19 protein-coding genes are annotated in these 21,560 nt (G+C 70.3%); 6 read left to right on the top strand and 13 right to left on the bottom strand.

The window, feature by feature from the left end; genetic code table 11:
- Nucleotides 1-4: 4 nt before the first annotated feature.
- Both HV826_RS17675 and HV826_RS17670 read right to left on the bottom strand, forming a co-directional pair.
- Nucleotides 5-487 (bottom strand): DUF2267 domain-containing protein, encoded by a 483-nt coding sequence (locus HV826_RS17675; RefSeq protein ID WP_176418203.1) that lies wholly within the window; start codon nt 485-487, stop codon nt 5-7.
- A 142-nt stretch (nt 488-629) separates the two neighbouring features.
- Nucleotides 630-1,481 (bottom strand): hypothetical protein, encoded by an 852-nt coding sequence (locus HV826_RS17670; protein WP_176418202.1) that lies wholly within the window; start codon nt 1,479-1,481, stop codon nt 630-632.
- A gap of 146 nt (nt 1,482-1,627) precedes the next feature.
- Here HV826_RS17670 and HV826_RS17665 point away from each other — a divergent pair, with 146 nt between their 5' ends.
- On the top strand, nt 1,628-3,034 hold the full coding sequence (locus HV826_RS17665; RefSeq protein ID WP_176418201.1) for a pitrilysin family protein: 1,407 nt from the start codon (nt 1,628-1,630) through the stop codon (nt 3,032-3,034).
- The gene (locus HV826_RS17660) at nt 3,034-4,551 is read left to right on the top strand and encodes a pitrilysin family protein (RefSeq protein ID WP_176418200.1); all 1,518 of its coding nucleotides are present in this window, start codon (nt 3,034-3,036) and stop codon (nt 4,549-4,551) included. The genes HV826_RS17665 and HV826_RS17660 overlap by 1 nt, the downstream gene beginning before the upstream one ends.
- 100 nt (nt 4,552-4,651) lie before the next feature.
- Here HV826_RS17660 and HV826_RS17655 read toward each other — a convergent pair whose 3' ends face one another.
- Entirely contained in the window at nt 4,652-4,960 is a 309-nt protein-coding gene (locus HV826_RS17655) for a hypothetical protein (protein WP_176418199.1), read from the bottom strand.
- 383 nt (nt 4,961-5,343) lie between these two features.
- Here HV826_RS17655 and HV826_RS17650 point away from each other — a divergent pair, with 383 nt between their 5' ends.
- On the top strand, nt 5,344-5,805 hold the full coding sequence (locus HV826_RS17650; RefSeq protein ID WP_176418198.1) for an SMI1/KNR4 family protein: 462 nt from the start codon (nt 5,344-5,346) through the stop codon (nt 5,803-5,805).
- Between the two features lie 77 nt (nt 5,806-5,882).
- Here the strand turns inward: HV826_RS17650 and HV826_RS17645 are convergent, their stop codons facing one another.
- The 3 genes from HV826_RS17645 to HV826_RS17635 form a co-directional block, all read right to left on the bottom strand.
- Nucleotides 5,883-7,118 (bottom strand): MFS transporter, encoded by a 1,236-nt coding sequence (locus tag HV826_RS17645; RefSeq protein WP_176418197.1) that lies wholly within the window; start codon nt 7,116-7,118, stop codon nt 5,883-5,885.
- Between the two features lie 219 nt (nt 7,119-7,337).
- Nucleotides 7,338-8,936, bottom strand: a complete 1,599-nt coding sequence (locus tag HV826_RS17640; RefSeq protein ID WP_176418196.1) for a CapA family protein — start codon at nt 8,934-8,936, stop codon at nt 7,338-7,340.
- Nucleotides 8,937-9,063: 127 nt separating this feature from the next.
- Nucleotides 9,064-9,570 (bottom strand): DoxX family protein, encoded by a 507-nt coding sequence (locus tag HV826_RS17635; RefSeq protein ID WP_176418195.1) that lies wholly within the window; start codon nt 9,568-9,570, stop codon nt 9,064-9,066.
- 214 nt (nt 9,571-9,784) lie between these two features.
- On the opposite strand from HV826_RS17635, the gene HV826_RS17630 reads away from it, so the two are divergent.
- Nucleotides 9,785-10,705: a hypothetical protein gene (locus HV826_RS17630; protein ID WP_255208050.1), complete on the top strand. Its 921-nt coding sequence runs from the start codon at nt 9,785-9,787 to the stop codon at nt 10,703-10,705.
- 16 nt (nt 10,706-10,721) lie between these two features.
- Here HV826_RS17630 and HV826_RS17625 read toward each other — a convergent pair whose 3' ends face one another.
- A complete protein-coding gene (locus HV826_RS17625) occupies nt 10,722-11,501 on the bottom strand; it encodes a tRNA1(Val) (adenine(37)-N6)-methyltransferase (protein WP_176418193.1) in 780 nt (259 codons plus the stop codon).
- 187 nt (nt 11,502-11,688) lie between these two features.
- Here HV826_RS17625 and yjjJ point away from each other — a divergent pair, with 187 nt between their 5' ends.
- Nucleotides 11,689-12,999, top strand: coding sequence for a type II toxin-antitoxin system HipA family toxin YjjJ (yjjJ, locus tag HV826_RS17620; protein ID WP_176418192.1), 1,311 nt, complete (start codon nt 11,689-11,691; stop codon nt 12,997-12,999).
- 21 nt (nt 13,000-13,020) lie between these two features.
- On the opposite strand, the gene HV826_RS17615 is transcribed toward yjjJ, so the two are convergent.
- The 5 genes from HV826_RS17615 to HV826_RS17595 all read right to left on the bottom strand — a co-directional run bounded on the left by HV826_RS17615 (nt 13,021) and on the right by HV826_RS17595 (nt 18,851).
- Complete coding sequence (locus HV826_RS17615) at nt 13,021-14,910, bottom strand: PHB depolymerase family esterase (RefSeq protein ID WP_176418191.1); 1,890 nt, start codon at nt 14,908-14,910, stop codon at nt 13,021-13,023.
- A gap of 227 nt (nt 14,911-15,137) precedes the next feature.
- Entirely contained in the window at nt 15,138-16,097 is a 960-nt protein-coding gene (gene gshB, locus HV826_RS17610) for a glutathione synthase (protein ID WP_176418190.1), read from the bottom strand.
- Between the two features lie 79 nt (nt 16,098-16,176).
- Nucleotides 16,177-17,898 carry a serine/threonine-protein kinase gene (locus HV826_RS17605; protein ID WP_217917407.1) on the bottom strand — a complete coding sequence of 574 codons (1,722 nt, stop codon included), beginning with the start codon at nt 17,896-17,898 and terminating at the stop codon, nt 16,177-16,179.
- Nucleotides 17,899-18,235: 337 nt separating this feature from the next.
- Entirely contained in the window at nt 18,236-18,532 is a 297-nt protein-coding gene (locus HV826_RS17600) for a hypothetical protein (protein WP_176418189.1), read from the bottom strand.
- A 22-nt stretch (nt 18,533-18,554) separates the two neighbouring features.
- Nucleotides 18,555-18,851 carry a hypothetical protein gene (locus tag HV826_RS17595; protein WP_176418188.1) on the bottom strand — a complete coding sequence of 99 codons (297 nt, stop codon included), beginning with the start codon at nt 18,849-18,851 and terminating at the stop codon, nt 18,555-18,557.
- Nucleotides 18,852-19,057: 206 nt separating this feature from the next.
- On the opposite strand from HV826_RS17595, the gene HV826_RS17590 reads away from it, so the two are divergent.
- Nucleotides 19,058-21,256: a tenascin-X gene (locus HV826_RS17590; protein ID WP_176418187.1), complete on the top strand. Its 2,199-nt coding sequence runs from the start codon at nt 19,058-19,060 to the stop codon at nt 21,254-21,256.
- Between the two features lie 92 nt (nt 21,257-21,348).
- Here the strand turns inward: HV826_RS17590 and HV826_RS17585 are convergent.
- The coding region (locus HV826_RS17585; RefSeq protein WP_176418186.1) for a transposase at nt 21,349-21,560 on the bottom strand (212 nt) is incomplete at its 5' end.

The raw sequence follows: 21,560 nt of genomic DNA, 5'->3' as shown, positions 1-21,560 counted from the left end.
ACGCTCAGGCCTCGGGCACCCACAGCGAGCGCAGGTCGGCGGGGAGCTGGCCCATGACGTCGTCGGCCTCGCCCTCGCTGATGTGATTGCGCACCGTGAGGAACACGGCCCGGGCCAGGCGCTCCGCCTCGTTGGGCGTGGTGTCGAGCTCCTCGGCCACCATGGCGAGGAACTGCTCCAGCTTGTACTTCCTGGCGACCTTGCCCTCGTGACGGGGACAGCGCTTCAGCATGTCCGTCACCTTCCGCGGGAGCTGGGCCTCCAGGTGCTTCGCCTCGGTGTCCATGAGGCGCTGCTCCAGCAGGCACAGCACGGACTGCGCGGCCTTCTCCGCCAGCGGGCGGACGACGCCCGCGTTCGCTTCAAGGTCCTTCAAGAAGCCCGAATAGGTCTGCGCCGCGCGTGACTCGCTGCGCTGCTCCTTGAGGCTGGGGGCCGCGCTCCGGCCCTCCGCTGCCTCGCCCTGCTCCTCACGTATGTTCGCCATGACGGTGGCCTCCTCGGTGTCTGGCTTGGGTCTCCTCCGTGAGCGTGGGCACCCCACGTCCCCCAGGCACCTACCGCCCCCCGCGCGCCGGGACTGCAGGGTGGTGAGCGAGCCATGCACTGGCGGCACCGTCTCGCCGTCGTCAGTCCACCGCGCCGCCGAACAGCTCCACCATCCGCCGCCAATGCAGCATGAACCCGAACGTCAGCGAGGCCAGCGCCAGGCCCATCGCGCCCAGCGCTTCCCATCGCCGTCCAATGGGCGGCCGTGCCTCCGGGTCCACCCGCCGCAGCGCCACCGCGCCCAGGACGAGGGCCAGCGTGGCCATGGCCATGCAGATGAAGCTCAACACGAACCCCACGCCGATGAAGGACAGCAACGGCGTGAGCACGTGCAGGAGCAGCGACCCCACGCTCAACGACAGCGCATGCCGGGCAAGGGGGTTGTTGACCCGCAGGTCCCACAGTCGGCGCAACTCGCGCTCCGGAACGTCCAGGCGGAAGAAGAGCCGGCTGCGCGTGTCGCGGAAGATGTTCACCGCGACCATCAGCGGAACGAAGAACACCAGCGCGGGCGCGCCCATCGACGGCGCGGTGAGCAGCATGGCCAGCAGCGGGACGGCCAGCAGGCCCAGGCGGGCCCAGCGCATGCCCAGGAAGAACGCCAGGCCCACGCCCGCGCTGGCCAGGAACGCCAGCGCGAGATGGAATGTCCCCCCTACCAGCGCCCCCAGCGCCAGAAATAAGAGCAGCTCCGCGATACCGATCACCAGCCAGGCGCTCGCGTCCCTCCGTCCCCAGAGCCCCAGCCGGAAGGTCTCCAGGTAGTTCACCTCCGGACGCGCGGCGCAGTCCGGGCAATACATCTGGCCCATTACCCACGTCGTGCACGCGGTGCAGACGAAGCCGCCGCAGCGCTGGCAGGTGGCGCCCGCGAGCGCCTCCGGGTGGAGGGCGCAGCGGGGCAGGGCACCGGATGAGACTTCGGCGGACATGCGTTCAGTCTCTCATGCTGACCAGGAACCAACATCCCGGGGCACCGGCCGCTCCCGCCACCATTCCCTACCCACGGCGCCGGAGGTGCGTGCTAAGCGCGTCGCGTGAGTCATTGGCATCGAGACTTGGAGGCACCTTGTTCCGAATGAAGGCCCTCGTCGCCGCAGCCCTTGTGTTCAGCGGGCTGCCGGCGCTTGCCCAGACACCCCAGGAGGCGAAGCCGCTGGAGCCCGGCCGCGAAGCGCTCGCCATCTCGTATGAGAAATACGCGCTGCCCAATGGCCTGGAGGTCATCCTCTCCGTGGACCGGAAGCTGCCGGTGGTGGCCGTCAACATCTGGTATCACGTCGGCGCGTACCACGAGCAACCCGGCCGCACCGGCTTCGCGCACCTGTTCGAGCACATGATGTTCCAGGGCTCGCGCAACGTGGCCGACGACGTCCACATCTCCCGGCTGGAGCACCTGGGCGCCACCGACCTCAACGGCACCACCAGCTTCGACCGCACCAACTACTTTGAAACCGTCCCCAGCAATCACCTGGAGACGGCGCTGTGGCTGGAGAGCGACCGCATGGGCTTCCTGCTCGACGCCATCACTCCGGAGAAGCTGGAGACGCAGCGCGAGGTGGTGAAGAACGAGCGGCGTGAGTCCATTGAAACCGCGCCGTATGGCGCCGCCCGCGAGAAGGCGTGGCACGCGCTCTTCCCGCTGCCGCACCCGTACCACGGGGACGTCATCGGCTCGATGAAGGACCTGAACGCGGCCAACGTGGACGACGTGAAGGACTTCTTCCGCACCTGGTACGCGCCGTCCAACGCCACGCTGGCCATCGTCGGTGACTTCGACGTGGCGAAGACGAAGGCGCTGGTGGAGAAGTACTTCGGCACGCTGCCCAGCCACGCCCGGCCACAGCGGCCGGAGGTCGCGCCGGTGAAGCTCACCGCGCCCGTGGTGCTGCGCGAGGAGGAGCGCGTGGCCCGGCTGCCGCTCTTGACCATCCAGTGGCTCACGCCGGCGTACCTGGAGGAAGGGGACGCCACCGCGGACGTGCTGGCCACCGCGCTGTCCACCGGCAAGGCCAGCCGCCTCTACCGCCGGCTGGTGCTGGACAAGGAGCTGGCCCAGAGCGTCAGCGCCAGCCAGCAGAGCCAGGGCGCGCAGTCCGTCTTCTCGGTGGACGTGGTGGCGCGGCCCGGGGTGTCCACGGACAGGCTGCTCCAGGAGGTGGACGCGGTGCTGGACGAGGTCCGCCAGCAGGGCATCACCCCGGAGGAGATTGCCCGCGCCCGCACGCGCTACGACACGCGCACGCTGGCCGGCCTCCAGTCCGTCGGCGGCTTCGGCGGCAAGGCGGACGTCCTCCAGAGCTACAACCACTTCGTCGGCGAGCCCAACTACGTGGCCCAGGACCTGGCGCGCTACGAGTCGGTGACGCCCGAAGCCGTGAAGCAGTTCGCCCAGGACACGCTGCGCCCCGGCGCGCGCGTCATCCTCCACGCGGTGCCGCCCGCACGCCGGCAGGCGCCCCTCGACTCGAAGGAGCGCCACTGATGCGCCGCCTCCTCTCCGCCCTGCTCGTCACCACGCTGGCCGCCTGCGCCAGCAACCCGAAGCCCGCGCCGGCCAGTCCGGACTCGCCCGCGATGGGAGAGAAGGCGGCCCCGGCTGAAGCCACGGCCAACGCCGAGTCCTTCCGCGCCACGCCACCCCAGCCCGGCAAGGCGCCGGACCTGGTGCTGCCCACCTTCCAGAGCGCGAAGCTGGACAACGGCCTCACCGTGCTGGTGAGCACGCGGCGGGAGCTGCCGCTGGTGTTCGCGGGCGTGGCCTTCGCCGCGGGCAGCGCGCAGGACCCCCAGGGCAAGGAAGGGCTCGCCGAGCTGACGTACCGCATGCTGCTGGAAGGCGCGGGCAAGCGGGACACGGTGCTGCTGGACAACGCCTTCGCCGACCTGGGGGTGTCTCCCGGCATGGACGTGCAGGCGGACGGCGCGCAGGTGGGCGTGCGCGTGCTGACGCGCAACCTGGACGCGGCCATGGCCCTGCTGTCGGACGTGGTGCTGCGGCCCAGCTTCAACCCCAAGGCCTTCGAGCGGCGCAAGAAGCAGCAGCTGGCGGACCTGGTGCGCGCGATGGGGCAGCCCGGCGTGCTGGCGCAGCTGGCGTACCTGGAGGCCGTGTTCGGGCTGGAGCACCCCTACGGGCACCTCCCCGACGGCACGCCCGCGTCCGTGCAGACGCTCACCCTGGCGGACGTGACGGGCTTCTACCAGAAGCACACCGGCCCCAGGGCCCAGGCGGTCATCCTCACCGGGGACATCAGCCTGGAAGAAGGGGTGGCCCTGGCGAAGAAGCACTTCGGCGGGTGGAAGGGCAAGGCCACGCCGCCCGCGCCGCCGCCGGCCACGAAGGCGCCGCCGCGGCAACAGGTGTACGTGGTGCCCAAGCCGGGCCTGGACCAGACGCTGCTGCTGGTGGGCCGCGCGGGCATCGCCGCGGGGAACCCGGACGAGTACCCGCTGGAGTTGGCCACCACCGTGTTCGGTGGCTTCTTCGGCAGCCGGCTCAACATGAACCTGCGGGAGGACAAGGGCTACAGCTACGGCGCGGGCGCCAGCGTCTCTCCGCGCCTGGGCGTGGGGCCGCTCACCGCGTACAGCTCCGTGCGCCAGGACGTGACGGGCCCGGCCCTGAGCGAGGTGATGAGCGAGCTGACGGGCCTGAAGAACCGGCCCATCACCGCCGAGGAGCTGGAGGCCGCGCGGGAGGGCCTCATCCGCGCCTTCCCGGGCGCCTTCGAGTCGGTGGAGGGCCTGGGCGCCAGCGCCGCGGCGCTCTTCATCACCCGCCGCCCGCTGGACGAGTTCAACCGCACCGTGGAGGGCCTGCGCGACGCCAGCGCCGCGGACGTGCAGCGCATGGCCGAGCGGTACCTGGACCCGGCCGCGATGCAGATGGTCCTCGTGGGGGATCCGGCGACCATCCAGGAGCAGGTGACGCCGCTCGGCCTGGGCAAGCTGGTGCCCATTGAGCCGGATGAAGCGCCGATGCCGCGCGCGGCGAAGTAGCACGCAGGCAGGTGTCTTCCGGGCCGTGGTCTGCGAGTCATTGCTCGCGGGCCTCGGCCCGGTGCTTCACGGGGTACGCGGTCCGGGCCTCCCCCGAGGCTCAGCCGTTGCGCGCCTCGTCTTCCGCGTCGGAGACCTGGCGCTCCTCGGCTCGCTCGCGGCCCTTGCGCTCGCGCTCCAGCTCGTCCGCCTCGTCGATGGGGCTGCGGATGTCGGGGACGTAGCCGCCCACCTCGGAGTCACTGTCCAGGGCGAACTTCTGCTCGCGCGTGTCGCGGATGGAGTCCGCAGCGTACAGCGGCAGGGTGTCGTCGGCTTCCAGTCCCCGCTCCACGCGGTCTGGCGCATAGGGAGGCTTGGTCGCGGCCTCCTTGCCTCCCGTGTACGGGTCATATTTCCTGTTCGGCATGGTGCGCTCCTCGTCGAAGTGGGTGCTGCTCCGAAGTTGAATGTCGGAGCGGGCTCCTTGCGCACCAAGGTCCCCGCGGAGGTCCGGGGGCACGCCCGGCCGCCCGGAGACATCCCCAAGTTGCCCACAGGTGGGCGACCCGCCGCCGCGTCACTTCCCGAGGAAGTCGAGCAACGCCGCGTGGAACTTCTCCGGCGCCTCGAAGTGGGGGATGTGGCCCACGCCGGGCAGCTCCACCAGCGTCGCGTGGGAGGTCTCCAGCGTCTGGAGCGACCGCCGCTACCTCGACATATCCCTGCGCAATGCCACCCAACTACAAGTCCGTTCCGCAGCTCCCCTGAACGGGACTCGCCCCCTAATCTGCCCTACTCGGACCACTGACGATGGCCACGCCCATGAGCAGCCTGCTCGAAGAGGTTTCTCGCGAGCACTTCCCGTATCCGCCCACCGCATCCGAAGAGGTGGCTGCGTTCGAGCGCCGGGTAGGCTGGAAGTTGGACCCGGACCTGCGCGCCTTCTACTTGCACTGCAATGGAGCGGAGCTGATTGCGCGGCTACCGGAGACCCCCTACCGCGTCCTCCCGCTGCACAAAATCGTCCGGGCGAGGGTGGCCATCTACGGCGAGGATGACGACAAGTGGGGACCCGCCTCGGTGTACGCGCTCTGCGATGTGCAGGATGGCAACTACGTGCTGGTGGACGTGGCCCGACTGGAGAATGACCGTTACCCCCTCTTCGACGGCGACCACGAAGCGTGGCCGGACCCGGCGTACTGCAAGCAGGTCGCCCGTTCCTTCTCGGAGTTCCTGGAGCAGGCGCTGCGCACCCGCCGTGGCCACTCCTGACCAGGGGAGTGAAGTCTCCTCCAAACGTGCGAATTCGAGGACCCGAGCAATCTGGACGGTCATCCCCTGACGCGCGCCTACGCGCCCACGCCGTCGAAGCGCCGCGGGCGCAGCAGCCGCAGCGTGAGCACCAGCGCGAGGAACAGCACACTGGCGCTCACGGTGACGAAGCGGATGCCCATCCGGTCGGCCAGCGCGCCCAGGCCCCACACGCCCGCCGCATACGCGCCGCCGAGCACCATGCTGAACAGGCTGCTCATGCGCGCCTGCAGCTCGCGGGGCACGCGTGACTGGCAGTACGCGTGCATCCCGCTCATCAGCATCATGTAGTTGGCGCCGAGCACGCAGATGACGGCGGCGGCCACCTCCAGGGTGGGTGACAGCCAGTACAGCGTGGACACCCCGCCGATGGACGTCGCCGCCAGCCCCAGCAGCTTGCGCTGGCCCAGCTTGTCCACCAGCGTGCCCACCAGCAGCGCGGCCGTCACCGCGCCCGCGCCCTGACAGGTGACGAGCAGCGACGTGGCCGCCGCGCCCTGGCCGAACACGCGGATGGCGAAGACCGGCACCAGGCCGATGAAGGGCGCCACCAGGGCGGCGACCAGCAGCGTGCCCCACAACATCAACGAGATTTCCGAATCCCCGCGCGCCACGGAGAAGCCGTGGGCAATCTGCCGCCACAGGCCCTGCGTGGCCTTCGCCGTCATCCGCGTCAGCGTCTTCACCTGCGACAGCGCCACCAGCACCGCGACGAAGGACAGCGTGTTGATGAGCAGCGCCCAGGACGTCCCGCCCATGCTCAGCACCAGCGCGGCCAGCGCCGGACCGATGATGCGCCCCAGGTTGAACTGCGCCGAGTTGAGGCTCATGGCGCTGTGCAAGTCCCGGGGCGGCACGAGCTCCGCGAGCATCGCCGCGAAGGCGGGGTTGATGAGCGTGCTGGCGCAGCCGTGGACGAAGGAGATGACGGCCACGACGGGGACGCTGAGCTGGTGCGTGAAGGCCAGCAGCGTCAACACGCCCGCGAGCACCAGCTGCACCACCGTGCCCAGCGCGACATAGGCGCGCCGGTCGAACCGGTCCGCGAGCGCGCCGCCCACCGGCGACAGCACCACCGCGGGGAGGAAGGTCAGGGCGACGATGCCACCCGTCCACTCGGCGCGGCCCGTGGCCTCGGTGACGTACACCCCCATGGCCACCGTCTCCATCCAGGTGCCGATGGTGGAGACCAGGGCTCCCACCCAGACCGCGAAGTAGCCGGGGTGGTCGAAGGCGCGAAGCGAGGAGAGGCGTGGCAGTCGGAGGGCGCGCACGGCAGGGACCTTTGTATCCCGGAGCCGTGCGACATGCCTGTACGGGCCGTCCGTTGCTTTGAGCCGCTATGACGAAAGCTGGGACACATCCAGCAGCCGCGCTTCAGCCCGGGGAGGTGAGGGAGACAGCGACGTCATGAACACGGCGGACATGACGGGACTTCCCGGGCTCGAGGTCCGTGAAGCACCCACACGCCGCCGCGCACACGCGCCGGCGTGTCAGCGCCGCGCGCGGTCCAGCATGGAGACAGGGCCCTTGCCGCGGACCTTCACGGTGCCGTCGTCGGAGATGCGCGCGCCCGTCTCCGGGAAGTCCTCCGTGGTGAGGTCCCGGATGGCCTTGATGACAGCGCCCCTCGGGTCCGGCACGGCGATGCCCCGGTCCACCTGCTTCGTGGGGAGGATGCGGCCCGCCGTGAAGTCGCCGTCGCGGTTCAGCTCGACCTCCAGCACCAGGCCCAGGCCCTGCGGACCGCGCAGGTTGAACCGGCCGTAGGTGGCGAAGTTGCCCAGCGAGTAGGCGATGAGCCGGCCCTTGTAGAACTCCATGCCGCGCACCACGTGCGGACCATGGCCAATGACCAGGTGCGCGCCCGCGTCCACCACCGCGCGCGAGAAGGCCCGCAGGTCGCCTCGGTCCTCGCCGTAGAACTTCTCCCGGCCGCGGGGAACGTGCAGCGCCTTGCTGCCCTCCGCGCCGCCGTGGAACGACACGATGACGATGTCGTGCTCGGCCGCGGCCACGCGCACCAGCCCCGTCGCCGTGGTCAGGTTGTTGAGGTGGTTGCAGGCCGGCGACGTGTGGAACGCCACCATGCCGATGCGCAGGCCATTGCGCTCCACCGTGGCCACCGTGCCCGGCGCGCCGCTCCACGCGATGCCCAGGGCGTCCAGGGTGGACTCCGTCGCGCGGCGGCACTCCTCGCCGAAGTCACCCGAGTGGTTGTTGGCCGTGGACGCCAGGTCCACCCCGGCCTCCTTCAGGTACTGGCCGTATTCGGTGGGCGAGCGGAACGCGTAGCAGTTCTTCGACGAGCGGCACTTCTTCGTCTCGCCCGTGTCGCACAGCGGCCCCTCCAGGTTGATGAAGGTGAGGTCCGCGTCCTCCAGCAGGGAGCGCACGCCGGCGATCACGCTGCCCGCGCCATCGGGAGGCAGGTGGCCTTCGGGCACGGTGGTGCCCAGCATGACGTCACCCACCGCGCGGATGCGCACCTTCGCGTCGGCTGGCGGGGGAGGGCGGTTGCCGGGCTGTGGCCCCTGCGACAGCTTCGCCTGGAGCATGGCCTGACCGCGGGCCTGGGACAGCGCGCCCTCGAGGTCCGGGTGGTCCGGCTGGAGCTTCTGCACCTCGGTCCACTGCGTGTAGGCCTCCGTCCACTGGTTCTCCAGTGAGTGCGCCCAGCCCAGCTCCCAGCGGCAGTCCACGCGCGAGGGCGCGGCCTCCACGCAGGCGGACAGCTGGGTGATGGCCGTGGGTGCGTCCTTGGCCTGGAGGGCCTCCATTCCTTGGGCGTAGCTCGTGTCCGGGTCGGCCAGCGGGGTGGCGCTCTTGCCCATGGCCAGGGCCGCGGCGCGCAGGGCGGCGGCGCCGGCCTCCGCGGCGGCGCGGCCCAGGTCCAGCACCGCGCCGGAGTCACCGGCACGGGGGTACGCGTTGAGGTCGGTGATGACAGTCTCGGGCGCGGGCGCGGTGGAGGGCACCTCGGAGCTGGGCGCTCGCGAAGGAGAGACGTGCTGGGCGGGGGCGGGCTCACGCGCCGAGGCAGCACCCGGCGTGGTGGCGAGCGCCATCAAGAGAAAGACGGACGAGGGCATGTCCCGCCATTCTAGAGGCCATCTCGGGATTCTGTGTCAGGGGAGATGACCTCAGTCTGCCTTGCAGCCGGACAGGCGACACACACCTCATCGGTCAGGGTGATGGGATGTGCGTCGCGGCCCGCGTTCAACCCAGCACGTCGAGCAGCACCGAGCGACGGCGCTGGCGCGGCAAGAGCCGCAGCCGCCGAGACTCCTTGCGCTTCACCCGGTGCTCGATGGCGCTGTGGACGGAGAGCGGCCCCGGCCCCCGCAGCAGCAGGCCGAGCGCGATGGCGCCCAGCGCCAGGTTGAACTCGAAGCCGCCCTTCGTGTTGTCGAAGCCCTTGGAGCCATGGACCTTGGCCACGGCGATGGCTTGCGTGACGAGGACCGCCAGCGCCGCGGGACGCGTGGCGATGCCCAGGATGGAGCTCACGCCCGCGAGCAGCTCCGCCACCCCCGTGGCGATGACCCAGGGCTTGCCGGGCTTGAAGCCCAGTTGCTCGAAGAAGCCCGCATGTTGCGCGGTGCCCCCGGGGCGGAGCTTGGACACGCCATGCACCACCATCGTCGACCCGAGCGACAGGCGCGGGGGCAGCAGGGCGGCTGCCTTCAGGATGCTCGGTTGCTCGGTCAGCGTCGCCATGTTCATACCTTCCGCTCCTTGGATGGGGCTGGGGCCGTTGCCGGAACCCTGGGTAGGTTGGGTCCGGCGTGGGCGCATGGCACGCCGCGGCGGTTCCGCCTCCCTTGCCCGGTGGGCATACTGCCGGCTCCAAGGGGCCTGCCTGATGAGGCGGGAGTGGACTCGCATCCCCGGGCGGGCCCCGCGTGAATACCCACTGGTACGAGGCAGTCACCCCGTCATGTCCCTCCGCTGGCCGCTCCTGTCCTTGTCGTTGTGGGTGTCTGCTCCGGCGCTCGCGGCCGATGGCGTCGCCGTCCAGGTCCGCTGCACGGAGAAGTGCACGGTGGTGCTGGATGGAAAGCACGGGTTCCGGGTGAATGACTCCACCTGGGAGTTCAAGGGCATCGCGCCGGGCAGCCGGCGCATCGACGCCACGGGGGTGCTGAACCGTCCGCTCGCCGGCAGCTTCGTGGTCATCCCGGACGTGGCGACGGCGGACGTGTTCCTGGCCAGCAACAAGCGCATCCTCATCGAGCCTGGCAGCTCCACCATGCCCGGCACACCGGACTGGGCCGAGCCGAAACCTCCCACGCCGGTCTCCACGTCGAAGGCGCCGAGCGTGGCCACGGTGAAGTGCCAGGACGACTGCACGGTGCTGCTCGACGGGAAGCGAGGCGTCCGCCGGGACAACCGGACCTGGGAGTTCCGCGACGTGGCGCCCGGCCAGCGGCGCGTGGAGGCCACCGGTGGCGTCTTCAACCAGCGGCAGTTCGTGGGTTACGTGGAGATACCGGGTGGCTCGGAGGTCACCCTCCAAGGGGACTCCAAGGGCCGCGTGACGCTCACGGAGCAGAAGGACCTGGAGGCGGCGGAGCAGCCTGAGGCGAGCGCCGCGATGACCTCTCTGGTTCATGTGCGCTGCGCGAAGCCGTGCACCGTGACGATGGACGGACGGCGCCGGGGCACGAGCAACGCGACGAACCTGAGCCTGCGCGACGTGCCGCCGGGGACGCATGCGCTGGAGGTGGACTTCACGGTGGGCGGGAAGCTGCGGCGTTTGACGCTGGAGGTGCCCGCGAGGCACGAGCTGTTCGTCACCGCGTCCGAGGAGCACGGCGTCCAGGTGATGAACACGAAGCCGCTCACGGGCACGCCGTAGAGAGGCGGCGCGGGGCTCAGGGCCTCTGCGCGAGCGGCGGATCCATCAACGCCGCCACCTCCGCGGAGTAGCCCCCGGGCGCCTCGCCATGAACGATGAGGGGCGGGCGCACGGCGAGGCCCCGGTCCCTGTCTCGCAGGGCATGCACCAGGAAGCGCGTGGCCAGAGCGTCCACGCGCGCGTGGACGAAGCGCAGCACGGTGGGGTGGAGCTTCGCCTGGGACAGCAGGCCCAGCACCTCGGCCGCTCGCGCCGCGGGGTACACCAGGCTCACGCCGCCGCCGGGCATCAACGCGTACCGTGCCGCGGCGATGATGGCTGGCGCGTCACACGCGACCTCGGACTTGGACACGGCCCGCTCGTCATCCGGGCTGCGGACCCCCGCGTCGGCCAGACGGAAGGGCGGGTTGGACACGACGTGGGCGTACTCGCCTCCGGAGACGTGTTCGCGGATCCGCCTCAGGTCTCCAAGCAGCGGGGTGACCTGCGTCTCGCACGCATTGAGCGCCACGGAACGTGTCAGCCGGGCATGTACGGCGGGCTGGATTTCCAGGGCATCCACGGGCCCCAGGCCGAACTGCTTCACCAGCAGGAAGGACACCACGCCGCTGCCCGCGCCCAGCTCCAGCATCCGCCCGGACGCGCCAGTGCCTTCGGTGGCCGCGAAGTGGGCCAGCAGCACCGCGTCCAGCGTGAAGCGGTAACCCGTCCGCCGCTGGAGCACCCGCACCCCCGCCGTGCCGATGGAGTCGAGCGTTTCGTCCGGGCCGGGCTCGGGCAGGGTGGGTTCAGGCATGGGCTGCGGGGCTTCCTACCCAACGTCCGCTTCGGGCCCAAGAACCCAGCACTGCGTCTCGGCATCCCCGCTGGAAAATCTGCTCACCAGCCAGGATCACATCGTAAATTTCAGATGTTATTTCAGCAGGTTGCGCGGAGATATCGGTCAGCGATATCTGTTCATGGATCCTCTCAGGAATCCGTTCATGGCCACCCTGGAACAACTGCTGACCGTCCTCGGACGTCAGGTCGAGGTGAAGGGGAGCGAGCTGGCCACCCAGCTCCGCGTCTCACGCCCGACGGTGTCGCGGCTGCTCGCCTCGGCGGGTCCGAGCGTCTGCCGGATGGGGCAGGGGCCCTCCAGGCGCTATGCGCGGACCCGTTTCATCGCCGCCCTGGGGGAACAGATACCGCTGTACCGCGTCGACGAGGCAGGCCGTCCCCACGAAGCAGGCATCCTGCACCCACTCTGGAACGGAGGCTGCTGGCTTGCGCGACAGGATGGGGGAGGGGAACGGTTCGCCGGCCTCCCGCCCTTCGCCGCCGACATGAGCCCTCAGGGCTACCTGGGCCAGGGCTTCGCGAGTCGCCACCCCGAGTTGGGACTTCCCCCACGCATCACGGACTGGACGGAAGACCACCAGCTCATCGCGCTCGCGCTCCGAGGCGAGGACTGCGTCGGAGCCCACATCATCGGCGCGGCCTCCCTGGACCGTTTCCTGGCCAGCCCGCTTCGACCCGTCACCGAAGCCCAGTACCCGGAGCTCGCCCGCTCATCCCTGTCGAGCGAGGCAGGCTCCTCCGCCGGTGGCGAGCAGCCCAAGTTCACGGCGTACACAGCAGGGCGCCACGTCCTGGTGAAGTTCGCGGCCAACGACGACGGCGCCGCCGCTCAGCGCTGGAGAGAGTTGCTCATCTGCGAAGGCCTCGCGCTCGAAGCCGTCCAGGCCGCCGGGATTCCGGCCGCGACCTCACGCTCCCTCCGCGTCGAGGGCTACCAGTTCCTCGAGGTCGAGCGCTTCGACCGAATCGGCGAGCGAGGCCGCAAGGCGCTGCTCTCACTCATGGCCATCGACAACGAGTACCTCGGCCACGAAGGGAAGGGGAGCACCTGGACCAGCGCGGCCCGGTATCTCCTGGAGCGCCAGTCCATCAGCGACGAGGACGCCCGGCGCATTCGCTGGCTCGACACCTTCGGGCAGCTCACCGGCAACACCGACCGGCACTTCGGCAACCTCTCCTTCTTCAAGGACGGACCCCAGCGGTTCCGGCTCGCACCGGCTTACGACATGCTCCCGATGATGTTCGCCCCCGTGGGCACCAGCATCGTCGAGCGCACCTTCGAGCCCCGGCCGCCCACCGCGGAGACGCTCGACGTCTGGTCCGATGCCGCCCGTCACGCGCTGGCGTACTGGACCCGGCTGGAGCAGACCTCCGAGCTCAGCGACGCGCTCCGAGCCCACTGCGCACGAAACCGGGACGCACTCGCGGCGCTGATGCAGCGGACGCCGGTCTGAGCCGGCGTCCGCCTCGTCTCCCTACGGCGTATAGACGACCGTCAGCACCGCGTTCGCCCCATCCCGGACGAACAGGTACTGCGTGGCCGTCTGCGCCTGGGTGAAGCGCAGCCGCAGCTGCGTCTTCCCCGTCTTGCTGATGGCGCCAAGGCCCGCGCCGCTGAAGTCCCCGGAGCTCTTCGCGCCCGCGCTGAACCGGTCGATGCCCGCGACGCTGCTCGCCGTGGCCGCCGCCGCCCAGTCCGCCGGCTCCGTGTTCGCCGCGTTGAACGTCCCCGACTTCACATCCACCACCAGCGTGTTCCCCGCTGGCGTCGACCACGGGTCTCCCGAGCCCGACGAGTAGCTCACCGTCAGGTACGCCCGCGTCACGGTGGCCCCATCCGGGAGGCTCGACGTGTCGAAGGAGAGGAAGGACCGGTTGTACTTCCCATCCGTCCCCCGGCCGAGCGCCAGGTTCGTCATGAACCCCAGCGCCGCCGCGCTGCCATCCGCGTTCGCCTTCAGGTAGCCGTCATCCGCCGACAGGCTCGTGAACTGCACCGTCACCGGCGCCGGGGAGCCGGAGTTGCTCACCGTCACCACCGTGTCGTCGTCCGTCTCCTGGTTCCCCGCCGCGTCGAACGCCCGCGCGCCCAGCCGGTGCTGCCCGTTGCCCACGGCCGCGCTGTTCCAGGCGAAGGCATACGGCGCCTGCGTGTCCGTGGACACCACCGCGCCATCCACCAGGAACTCCACCCGGGTGACGCCCACCGCGTCCGCCGCGCTCGCGGTGACATTCACCGTGCCGCTCACCGTGGCCCCGCTCGCCGGCGCCGTCACGTTGACGGTGGGCGGCGTGGTGTCACCGGTGGGCTCGCCTCCGCCTCCCACAATCCCGAAGAACCGCGCCTGGTGGTAGACGGCGCAGAGATTCACGTCGCTCAGGTACGCCCCCACCGCGCCACAGGCCGCGCTGCCCGTGCCGCCCGGGAACTGGAACTGCGCATCCATGGCCACCGCGTGGCCCATGCCGGTGAGCTCCCACGTCTCCACCAGCGCGGTGCCCGCGCCGCTCCGGTGCACCTTGTGCGGGAAGCCGGACACCGTCTCCACCGTGTCCGGCGTCTGGTCGATGCCGTGCACGTTCGTCCACTGCTCCATCGCCTCGGTGAGGTTCATCACGTTCACCGTGTAGTCGCTGGTGCCGTGCCAGATGCTGACGCGCGGACGCGGGCCCGAGTACCCCGGGTACGCGTTGCGGACCACATCGCCCCACGCGGCGGGCGTGCGGTTCACCCCCGGGCTCATGCAGGTGAAGCCCGCATTCATCGACTCCGCGCACCGGTACGGGCCTCCGGACTGGATGGCGCCAGCGGAGAAGACGTCCGGATAGGCCGCCAGCAGCGCGGGCGCCATGTATCCACCCGCCGAGAACCCCGCCACGTACACCCGCGCCGGGTCGATGGAGTACGTCGCCTTCATCGTGTCCACCATCTGCTTGATGGACAGCGCCTCGCCCCGGTCTCGCGCGATGTCGCCGGGCTCGAACCAGTTGAAACAACTGCTCATGTTGTTGCCGCTCTGCTGCTGCGGATACACGGCGTAGAACTTGTAGACGTCCGCCGCCGCGGACCAGCCGCTGCCCTCCATCGCCGCGGCCCGCTGCGTACAGCCGTGCAGCACCACCACCAGCGGCGCGTTGGCCGGCATGCCGGACGGCACGTGGCGGAACATCTGCAGGTTGCCGGGGTTGCTGCCGAAGTTCGTCACCTGCGTGAGCAGCGGCTGCTGCTGCTCCGCCACCTCGGCCTCCGGCGCGTCCTCCGCCGGCCCACCACAGCCCGCCAGTCCCGTGAACAGGCACGCGGCAAGAGGCACTCCGGCGGACCACGACCACGGCCAGGAACGGCTGCGACGCTGCTTGTGCATGGTGTCTCCCAGGCCGCCACCAGGGGGGAATGGGCGGCCACGGGGACAGACCTGACTCCCCAGACAGCCCCTGATTCAAGGCGCGTCGCGTCGCGTCGCGCTGAAACATGAACCAGGATTCAAATCACGCACCGCGTCGTGTGGTGCGCTGAAACATGAGTCAGCCTTCAGCTCACGGAAGGGCGCCGGGCAGCCAGCGTTTGTCGCCCGGCGTCCACCGGCGGGGCTCAGCGCTCGGCGACGAGCCGCTCCGCCACGTCCAGCACCCGGGCCTCCACGCACACGTCGTCCAGGTGGTTCGCCTCCACCAGGCCGGTGGGGCTCGTCACGTTGACCTCGGTGAGGTAGCTGCCCAGCACGTCGATGCCCACCAGCCGCAGCCCGCGCCGGCGCAGCTCCGGCTTCAGGCGCTCGCAAATCTCCAAATCCCTCGGGGTGAGCACGGCCTTGCGAGCCACGCCGCCCGCCGCCATGTTGCCGCGGTGGTCGTCCTCGGACGGGACGCGCAGCACGCCGCCCACCGGCTCGCCGTCCACCAGGAGGATGCGCTTGTCGCCCTGGCGGCTCTCCGGGATGTACGCCTGCGCGACGACGGCCTCCCGGCCACCCCGGGTGAGCATGTCCACCGCGGAGCGCGCGTTCCGGTCCGTGGCGGTCAGGAAGAGGATGCCCTTGCCCGCGAAGCCATCCACCGGCTTGAGGATGGTGCCCGCCGCGTTGCGCGCGATGAAGTCCAGCAGCACCGGCAGCTCGCTGGTGACGCGCGTGTCCGGCATCAGGTCCGGGTAGCGCAGGGAGTAGAGCTTCTCGTTCGCGTCGCGGATGCCCGCCGGCTCGTTGATGAAGACAGGGGGGCGCTGCGTGCCGCACAGCTCCACCAGCTGGGTGGCGTGCAGGAACTCCGCGTCCACCGGCGGGTCCTTGCGCATGAAGAGCACGTCCAGCGAGGACACCGGGCGCGAGGCCTCATCGAGGAGGTCGAAGTGCCGTCCCGGCTCGCGGCGCACGGTGACGTGGCGCATGCGCGCCTCCGCGCACGTGCCGTTGAAGCGCAACCAGCCCTGCTCGAAGTAGCGCACCTGGTGGCCGCGCTGCTGCGCTTCGAGCATCAGCGCGAACGTGGAGTCGTGGTCCACCCGCACCGTCTCGAGCGGGTCCATCAGGAAGCCAATGTTCAGAGAGGCCATACAATCCGGAATCAGAGGAAGAGGGGCGCGAAGATAACCAAGTGCCCCGGAACGTGCCCCTCAATCCCGGTGCTGTGTTTCAGCGCTCGGGGATTTCCGCCAGCTTCAGCCGGAACTGGGTCGTCTCCCCGGCGGTAATCGGCACCGACAGCATGCGCTTCTTGCCGTCCGGGCCCACGAGGGTCAGGTCGTGCTCCCCCACGGGCAGGGCCACGTTGAACATCGGCGTGCGGCCCACCCGCTTCTTGCCTCGGAAGACCTCCGCCTCCGGCAGCACCAGCAAGGTCAGCTTGCCCCGGCCCTTCGCCGGGCGAGGGCTCGCCGCCTCCTTGGGACGGTGCTCTTCCACGTCCTCGCCGCCCACCGCGGCGCCCAACGCCTTGGCAGGGGCCTCCGGGTTGCCGGCATCCGGGGTGGGGGCGTCATAGCCCGGCACCGGGTAGATGGGCAGGTTCGGGTCATGGCTGGGGAGGGTGCGCAGCGCGCTCGCGTCCTCTTCCTCCACCGTCTCGTTCAGCACCTTCGACAGGTGCCAGGCGGCATACCCGCCGCCCACCAGGATGCCCAGCAGCACCAGTCCCCACAGCACATTGGAGGTCTTGCTCTCCGGTGGCTGCTGCTGGCTCGCCGCCGCGGGCCTCCGGGGCGCCGCCGCCGCTTGCACCTTGCGCGAGGGCTTGCGCGGCATGCCCGCCACGCCGTTCGACGGCGTCGGGAGGTCCTTGCGCTCGGGGAGGTAGGGCCCGTCATCACCGCGCAGGGCCCGCTTCGCGGAGTCCAGCATGACGCCGTTGGTGGTGCCGTCCGCGGACTCCAGCATGACGCGCGTGGCGGACATGCGCTCGGCGAACAGGTCCTGCATCAGCGCGGCCCGGTCATGCGCGTCCAGCAGCAGCTTGCCCGCCGCCGCCTCAATGGCCCGGGCCATGTCCCGGCCGGTGGCGAAGCGCTTCTCACGGCTGCGCTCCAGCGCCCGCATCACCACCTTGGACACCGCTTCGGGCACGTGCGGCGCGACGTGCGAGGGCCAGGGGACGGGCTCCTCCAGAATCTTCATCATCTCGTCGCGCTCGTTCTTGCCCGCGAACAGGCGCGCGCCGGTGATGAGCTCGTGCAGCATCACCCCGACGGCGAACAAGTCACTGCGCCCATCCAGCGCCTCGCCCCGCACCTGCTCCGGGGACATGTACCCGGTGGTGCCCTTCACCGTGCCGACGTTGGTGCGCTCCAGGCTGTCCTTCGCCTTGGCGATGCCGAAGTCGAGCAGCTTCACCACGCCGTCGTACGTCACCATGATGTTCTTCTGGGCGACGTCGCGGTGGATGACGGGGCTGGGCGCGCCAGAGGGCGCCGTATAGACGTGCGCGTAGTGCAGCGCCATGCAGACGTCGCGCGCCACCGACAGCGTGAAGCCCAGCGGGAGCTGCTCCTGGCGGCGCAGGCACGCGCCGGTAATCTGGTTCAGGTTCTGCCCGGCGATGAACTCCATGGCCAGGTAGAGCCCGTCATCCTCGCGCCCCAGGTCGAACACCTGCGCGATGTTCGGGTGGTTGAAGGCCGCGGTGATGCGCGCCTCGTCCAGGAACATGCGTTCGAACTGCGCGTTGTCCCGCGCGTCCGGCAGCACCCGCTTGATGACCACGTACTTGCGGAAGCCGCCCGGACCCGAAGTGAAGCCCAGGAACAGCTCCGCCATGCCGCCCACGGAGAGCTGCGTGACGACCTCGTACTTCCCGATGCGCTCGCCCCGATAGAAGTCGATGGGGAAACCCTCCGCCGGCACCCCACTGTCGGGGCACATCCCGCACCAGACGATAACAGCCTTGTGCGGGGCGGACGTGGGGTGAGAACGCGCCACCACCTGGGGTGCCTCCCGCATCCACTGGGAAGCTGTGGATGGCCTGTGGACAGCGGGGGAGCGGCTGTGGAGAAACCCCGGCGTGGATCAACACCTGTGGGTTCCCGGGGATAACCGTCATCTTACCCACATGTAGCACTTCCGAAATTCGTGAGTATTCCCATGAGCTTGCTGACTTGTCCCCAAGTCCCGGCTCCCTACCGCTACTACCAATAGATCAATACCTCTATGAACTTTTAGAAGAAGCAGGCGGCGCTGGGGACGAAGTGCCTGTGGAAACTCAAGGCAGCGCCAGGCGCAGCTGGTCGAGCAACGCGGGCAGCCGCACCATCAGCTCCCGGTCCATGTCCTCCAGGGCCCCGCGGAGGGCCGCCAGGTCCTCCTGGGCGCGTTCCGCGTTCACCATGCGCTGCAGGACCCTCAGGCGCTGATTGCGCTGCACCAGGCTGCCCAGGACGTCCTCCAGCTCATCGCTGAGGGCCTCGCCCAGGCGCAGGTCGTGCCCGATCAGCTCCCGGAGCTGCTCCACCAGGTACGTGAGGTCCCAGGATTCTGCATATCCGGCACGGCGCGACATCTCACCCCTGGCCCGGGCGGGCTCACTCGAGCGGCTGGGGCCGCAGCAGGCCCACCAGGGTGAGGCGCGCGCGGGACGGGTCCAGCTCCACGCTGACCTGGCAGCCGGCGACGTCCAGCCTCAGCGTGTACGGGAACTCAGGGGGCAGGTGACTTTCCTCCTGCCGGGCCAGCGCGGCCAGGCGGAACAGTTCGGCGAGCAGCTCCTGGCGGGTCTCCGCCGCGAGCCCCTCCACGGTCGCCTGCAGGCCGCGTGGGATGAGCACGGTGAAGGCCGGCGATGACGAAGGGGCGCATGAGGAGGATGCGACAGAGGTCATGACGTACCCCGCGTGCGAGAACCATACCCTTCCGGCACCCAACCATTTCGCGCGGTTGCAGCCTGTAGCAGTGGAGCGACCTGTAAAAAACACTGCCCCTCTCCCCGCCGACCCTGAAGTGTTGGGAGGTGGGACGCCGACAGGGGTGGGGCGTCCGCGGGGCCCTCCGGTGCGGGTATAGCCAGACGGCACGGGGGGAGGACGCCATGGCGCACGCAACGCGGGCGTCCCGGTACAGCGGCGTTGTATTGGCGCTGATGCTGGGGCTGGGGGCGGTGGCTTGTCGGGACACACCGTCCCTGTCGGGGGCGGTGGGGCGGTTGCGGTTGTCGGCGCGGCGCGTGGACTTCCCGCCCGCCTACCCGGGCACCCGGCGGGAGGCCGAGGTCCGCGTGGTGAATGGCGGTCGGGCTCCGTTGGACGTCACGTGGACGGACGTGTCGGCGCCCTTCTCGTTGGGGGAGGCGCTGCCGGTCCGGGTGCTGGCGGGAGAGGTGCCGGTGCGCCTGCGCTTCGCGCCCGAAGCCGAGGGGCGCTACGAGGTCATCCTCACCGGCACCACGTCGGACGGTGGCCAGGTGCGGCTGGTGCTGGCGGGCGAGGCGAAGCCGGTGCCGGAGTGCTTCACGCCCGTGACGTGCGCGGCGGCCACCTTCGACCTGGTGACGGAGCGGTGTGTGGAGTCGGTGTTGCCGGACGGCACCGCGTGTGCGCCGGGCAATGCCTGCATCACCGGCGCCACCTGTCAGGCGGGCCGCTGCCGGGGCGAGGAGCGCCCCTGTGACGACGGCGACGCCTGCACCACGGACGTGTGCCACGTGCTGGACGGGTGCCAGTCCGTGCCGGCGCCGCCGTGTCCAGCGACGGGGCCGTGTCAGGTGGGGACGTGCGACCCGCGGATGGGATGCGCCACGGCCCCCGTGCCGGACGGCACACTGTGCGGCGCGGCCCAGGGCACCTGCGAGGACGCGGACGTGTGCCTGGACGGGGCCTGCGTGAAGCGCGATTTGCCGGAGGGCTTCCTGTGTGAAGCGGCCAGTCCGTGTCAGGCGTCGGGGCACTGCCGCGGCGGCGTGTGCGCTCGGCCCGCGGCGCGACCCCTGAAGGTGGATTGGGAGCACGACGCCCGGGCGGGAGGAGCGCAGCTGCAGGACCTGCTGGTGGGGCCGGAAGGGGACGTGACGTTGTCGGGCTTCTACGGCACGCCCGTGCTGGACGCGGCGGGCGAGGCTCCGGTGCGAGCCTCCCACCCGGCGCGGCGCTGCATGCTGTGGAATGACCGGCTCCTGTGCATGGACATGCCGATGGACGGGACGGTGTCGCTGCTGGAGCGCGACACGGGGGCGCCGCGGTGGACCTTCACCCTGGCCGACGCACGGCCGGACTTCCGGGAGAGGACGCAGACGCTCTTCCTGGCGCGGCTGGCGGTGATGGCGCCGGACCGGCTGGCGGCCCTCTTCGAGGCCTACCCCACGGACCAGCGGCGCGACACCGCGTGCCGCCTGTACTTCCTGGTGGTGCTGGATGCCTTCGGCCACATGGTCTCCGCGCGCGAGCTGACGGACCCGCTGCTCGCCGAGTGCGACCACCCGCACCCGTATGGCCTCGCCTCGGACGCGGTGGGTGACCTCTACGTCGCCTTCGCGCCCACGCTGAACAGGGGGGCGCCGCTGGCGTCGGGGACGCCCACGTTGTTGATGGCCTTCTCCTCGGAGGGGGTGCCGCGCTGGCGGAGGACGGAGCCCCTGCGCGCGGGTGAGCTCGCGGTGGTGGACGGGCTGCTGCTGCCTGAATGGGGCGTCCAGGCGTTGAGCACCCGGGATGGGACACCGGCGGGGTCGTCCCTTGAGCAGCAGCTCGGCCGCGCGGTGGCCACTCGGGAGGTGGTGGTGCCCAGCGCGCCGGGCACCACGGTGAACGCGGGCGCGGACAGCCTGAGCGCCACGCCGGCCGCGACGCAGCTCAAGGGCTTCCAGCTTCCGGACCTGGGGCTGGCGTGGCTGTACTCGCTGAAGGAAGGCCAGCGCCTGACGACCAAGGAGCTCCGGCTGGCCACCTGGCCCAGGGGCTCGGGTCTTCCGCCCGAGACGCTGGTGCTGACGCACGCGGTGGCGGCTGACCACCAGCGGTTGCTGGTGGGCGTGCGCGCGCGGGATGGGGCGGAGGCCTTCCAGTGCCCGCTCGACTACGCGCCGCGCACGGTGCCGCAGTTGATGGAGCTGGGGCCGGGCGCCCTCTACTTGATGGACGGGGCCCTCGGTTGTGGCGAGTGCGACCCGCCCTTCGCCACCAGCCAGCCGCGCTTCATGCGCTTCCCCATGCCGGGGTTGCTGCCCGCGAACGCGCCCTGGCCTGGCACTTTCGGAGGACCGGGGCACGGGCACCATGAGAACGCGGTGCACTGAGCGGCGCGGCGCTTCACTGTGGAGAACTTGTGGGCGGGGCTCAGATGCGATTTCCAGCTTTCTAAACCGAGGTTCGTGATTCTCGAACGGCCTCAGGATGTGCGCCTGAGGTCGACTCGTCGCAGGGATGGACTGGCGGAGCGCTGGACATTTCGAGCGGAGAGGTAGGCATGCACCCGGACCATGAGCTGGTCCATGGTGCGGCAGCGGTGATTGCGGGTGACGTTGGCATGCAGGTCGAGCCACACCCGCTCGATGCGATTGCCCTGGGGGCAGTACGGCGGGAGGAAATGGAGAACGAGTC

It is taken from the genome of Myxococcus sp. AM010 (assembly GCF_013372585.1).
Lineage (GTDB): Bacteria > Myxococcota > Myxococcia > Myxococcales > Myxococcaceae > Myxococcus > Myxococcus vastator.
Note: the sequence above shows the minus strand (reverse complement) of the source record. Positions and strands in the feature narration are given on the sequence as shown.

Coding starts and splice junctions, on each gene's coding strand:
- HV826_RS17600 (WP_176418189.1), bottom strand. CDS start 18,532: ATGTCGCGCCGTGCCGGATATGCAGAATCCTGGGACCTCACGTACCTG.
- HV826_RS17665 (WP_176418201.1), top strand. CDS start 1,628: ATGAAGGCCCTCGTCGCCGCAGCCCTTGTGTTCAGCGGGCTGCCGGCG.
- HV826_RS17605 (WP_217917407.1), bottom strand. CDS start 17,898: ATGTGCCCCGACAGTGGGGTGCCGGCGGAGGGTTTCCCCATCGACTTC.
- HV826_RS17675 (WP_176418203.1), bottom strand. CDS start 487: ATGGCGAACATACGTGAGGAGCAGGGCGAGGCAGCGGAGGGCCGGAGC.
- HV826_RS17660 (WP_176418200.1), top strand. CDS start 3,034: ATGCGCCGCCTCCTCTCCGCCCTGCTCGTCACCACGCTGGCCGCCTGC.
- HV826_RS17635 (WP_176418195.1), bottom strand. CDS start 9,570: ATGAACATGGCGACGCTGACCGAGCAACCGAGCATCCTGAAGGCAGCC.
- HV826_RS17615 (WP_176418191.1), bottom strand. CDS start 14,910: ATGCACAAGCAGCGTCGCAGCCGTTCCTGGCCGTGGTCGTGGTCCGCC.
- gshB (WP_176418190.1), bottom strand. CDS start 16,097: ATGGCCTCTCTGAACATTGGCTTCCTGATGGACCCGCTCGAGACGGTG.
- HV826_RS17595 (WP_176418188.1), bottom strand. CDS start 18,851: ATGACCTCTGTCGCATCCTCCTCATGCGCCCCTTCGTCATCGCCGGCC.
- HV826_RS17670 (WP_176418202.1), bottom strand. CDS start 1,481: ATGTCCGCCGAAGTCTCATCCGGTGCCCTGCCCCGCTGCGCCCTCCAC.
- HV826_RS17640 (WP_176418196.1), bottom strand. CDS start 8,936: ATGCCCTCGTCCGTCTTTCTCTTGATGGCGCTCGCCACCACGCCGGGT.
- HV826_RS17655 (WP_176418199.1), bottom strand. CDS start 4,960: ATGCCGAACAGGAAATATGACCCGTACACGGGAGGCAAGGAGGCCGCG.
- yjjJ (WP_176418192.1), top strand. CDS start 11,689: ATGGCCACCCTGGAACAACTGCTGACCGTCCTCGGACGTCAGGTCGAG.
- HV826_RS17590 (WP_176418187.1), top strand. CDS start 19,058: ATGGCGCACGCAACGCGGGCGTCCCGGTACAGCGGCGTTGTATTGGCG.
- HV826_RS17625 (WP_176418193.1), bottom strand. CDS start 11,501: ATGCCTGAACCCACCCTGCCCGAGCCCGGCCCGGACGAAACGCTCGAC.
- HV826_RS17630 (WP_255208050.1), top strand. CDS start 9,785: ATGTCCCTCCGCTGGCCGCTCCTGTCCTTGTCGTTGTGGGTGTCTGCT.
- HV826_RS17650 (WP_176418198.1), top strand. CDS start 5,344: ATGGCCACGCCCATGAGCAGCCTGCTCGAAGAGGTTTCTCGCGAGCAC.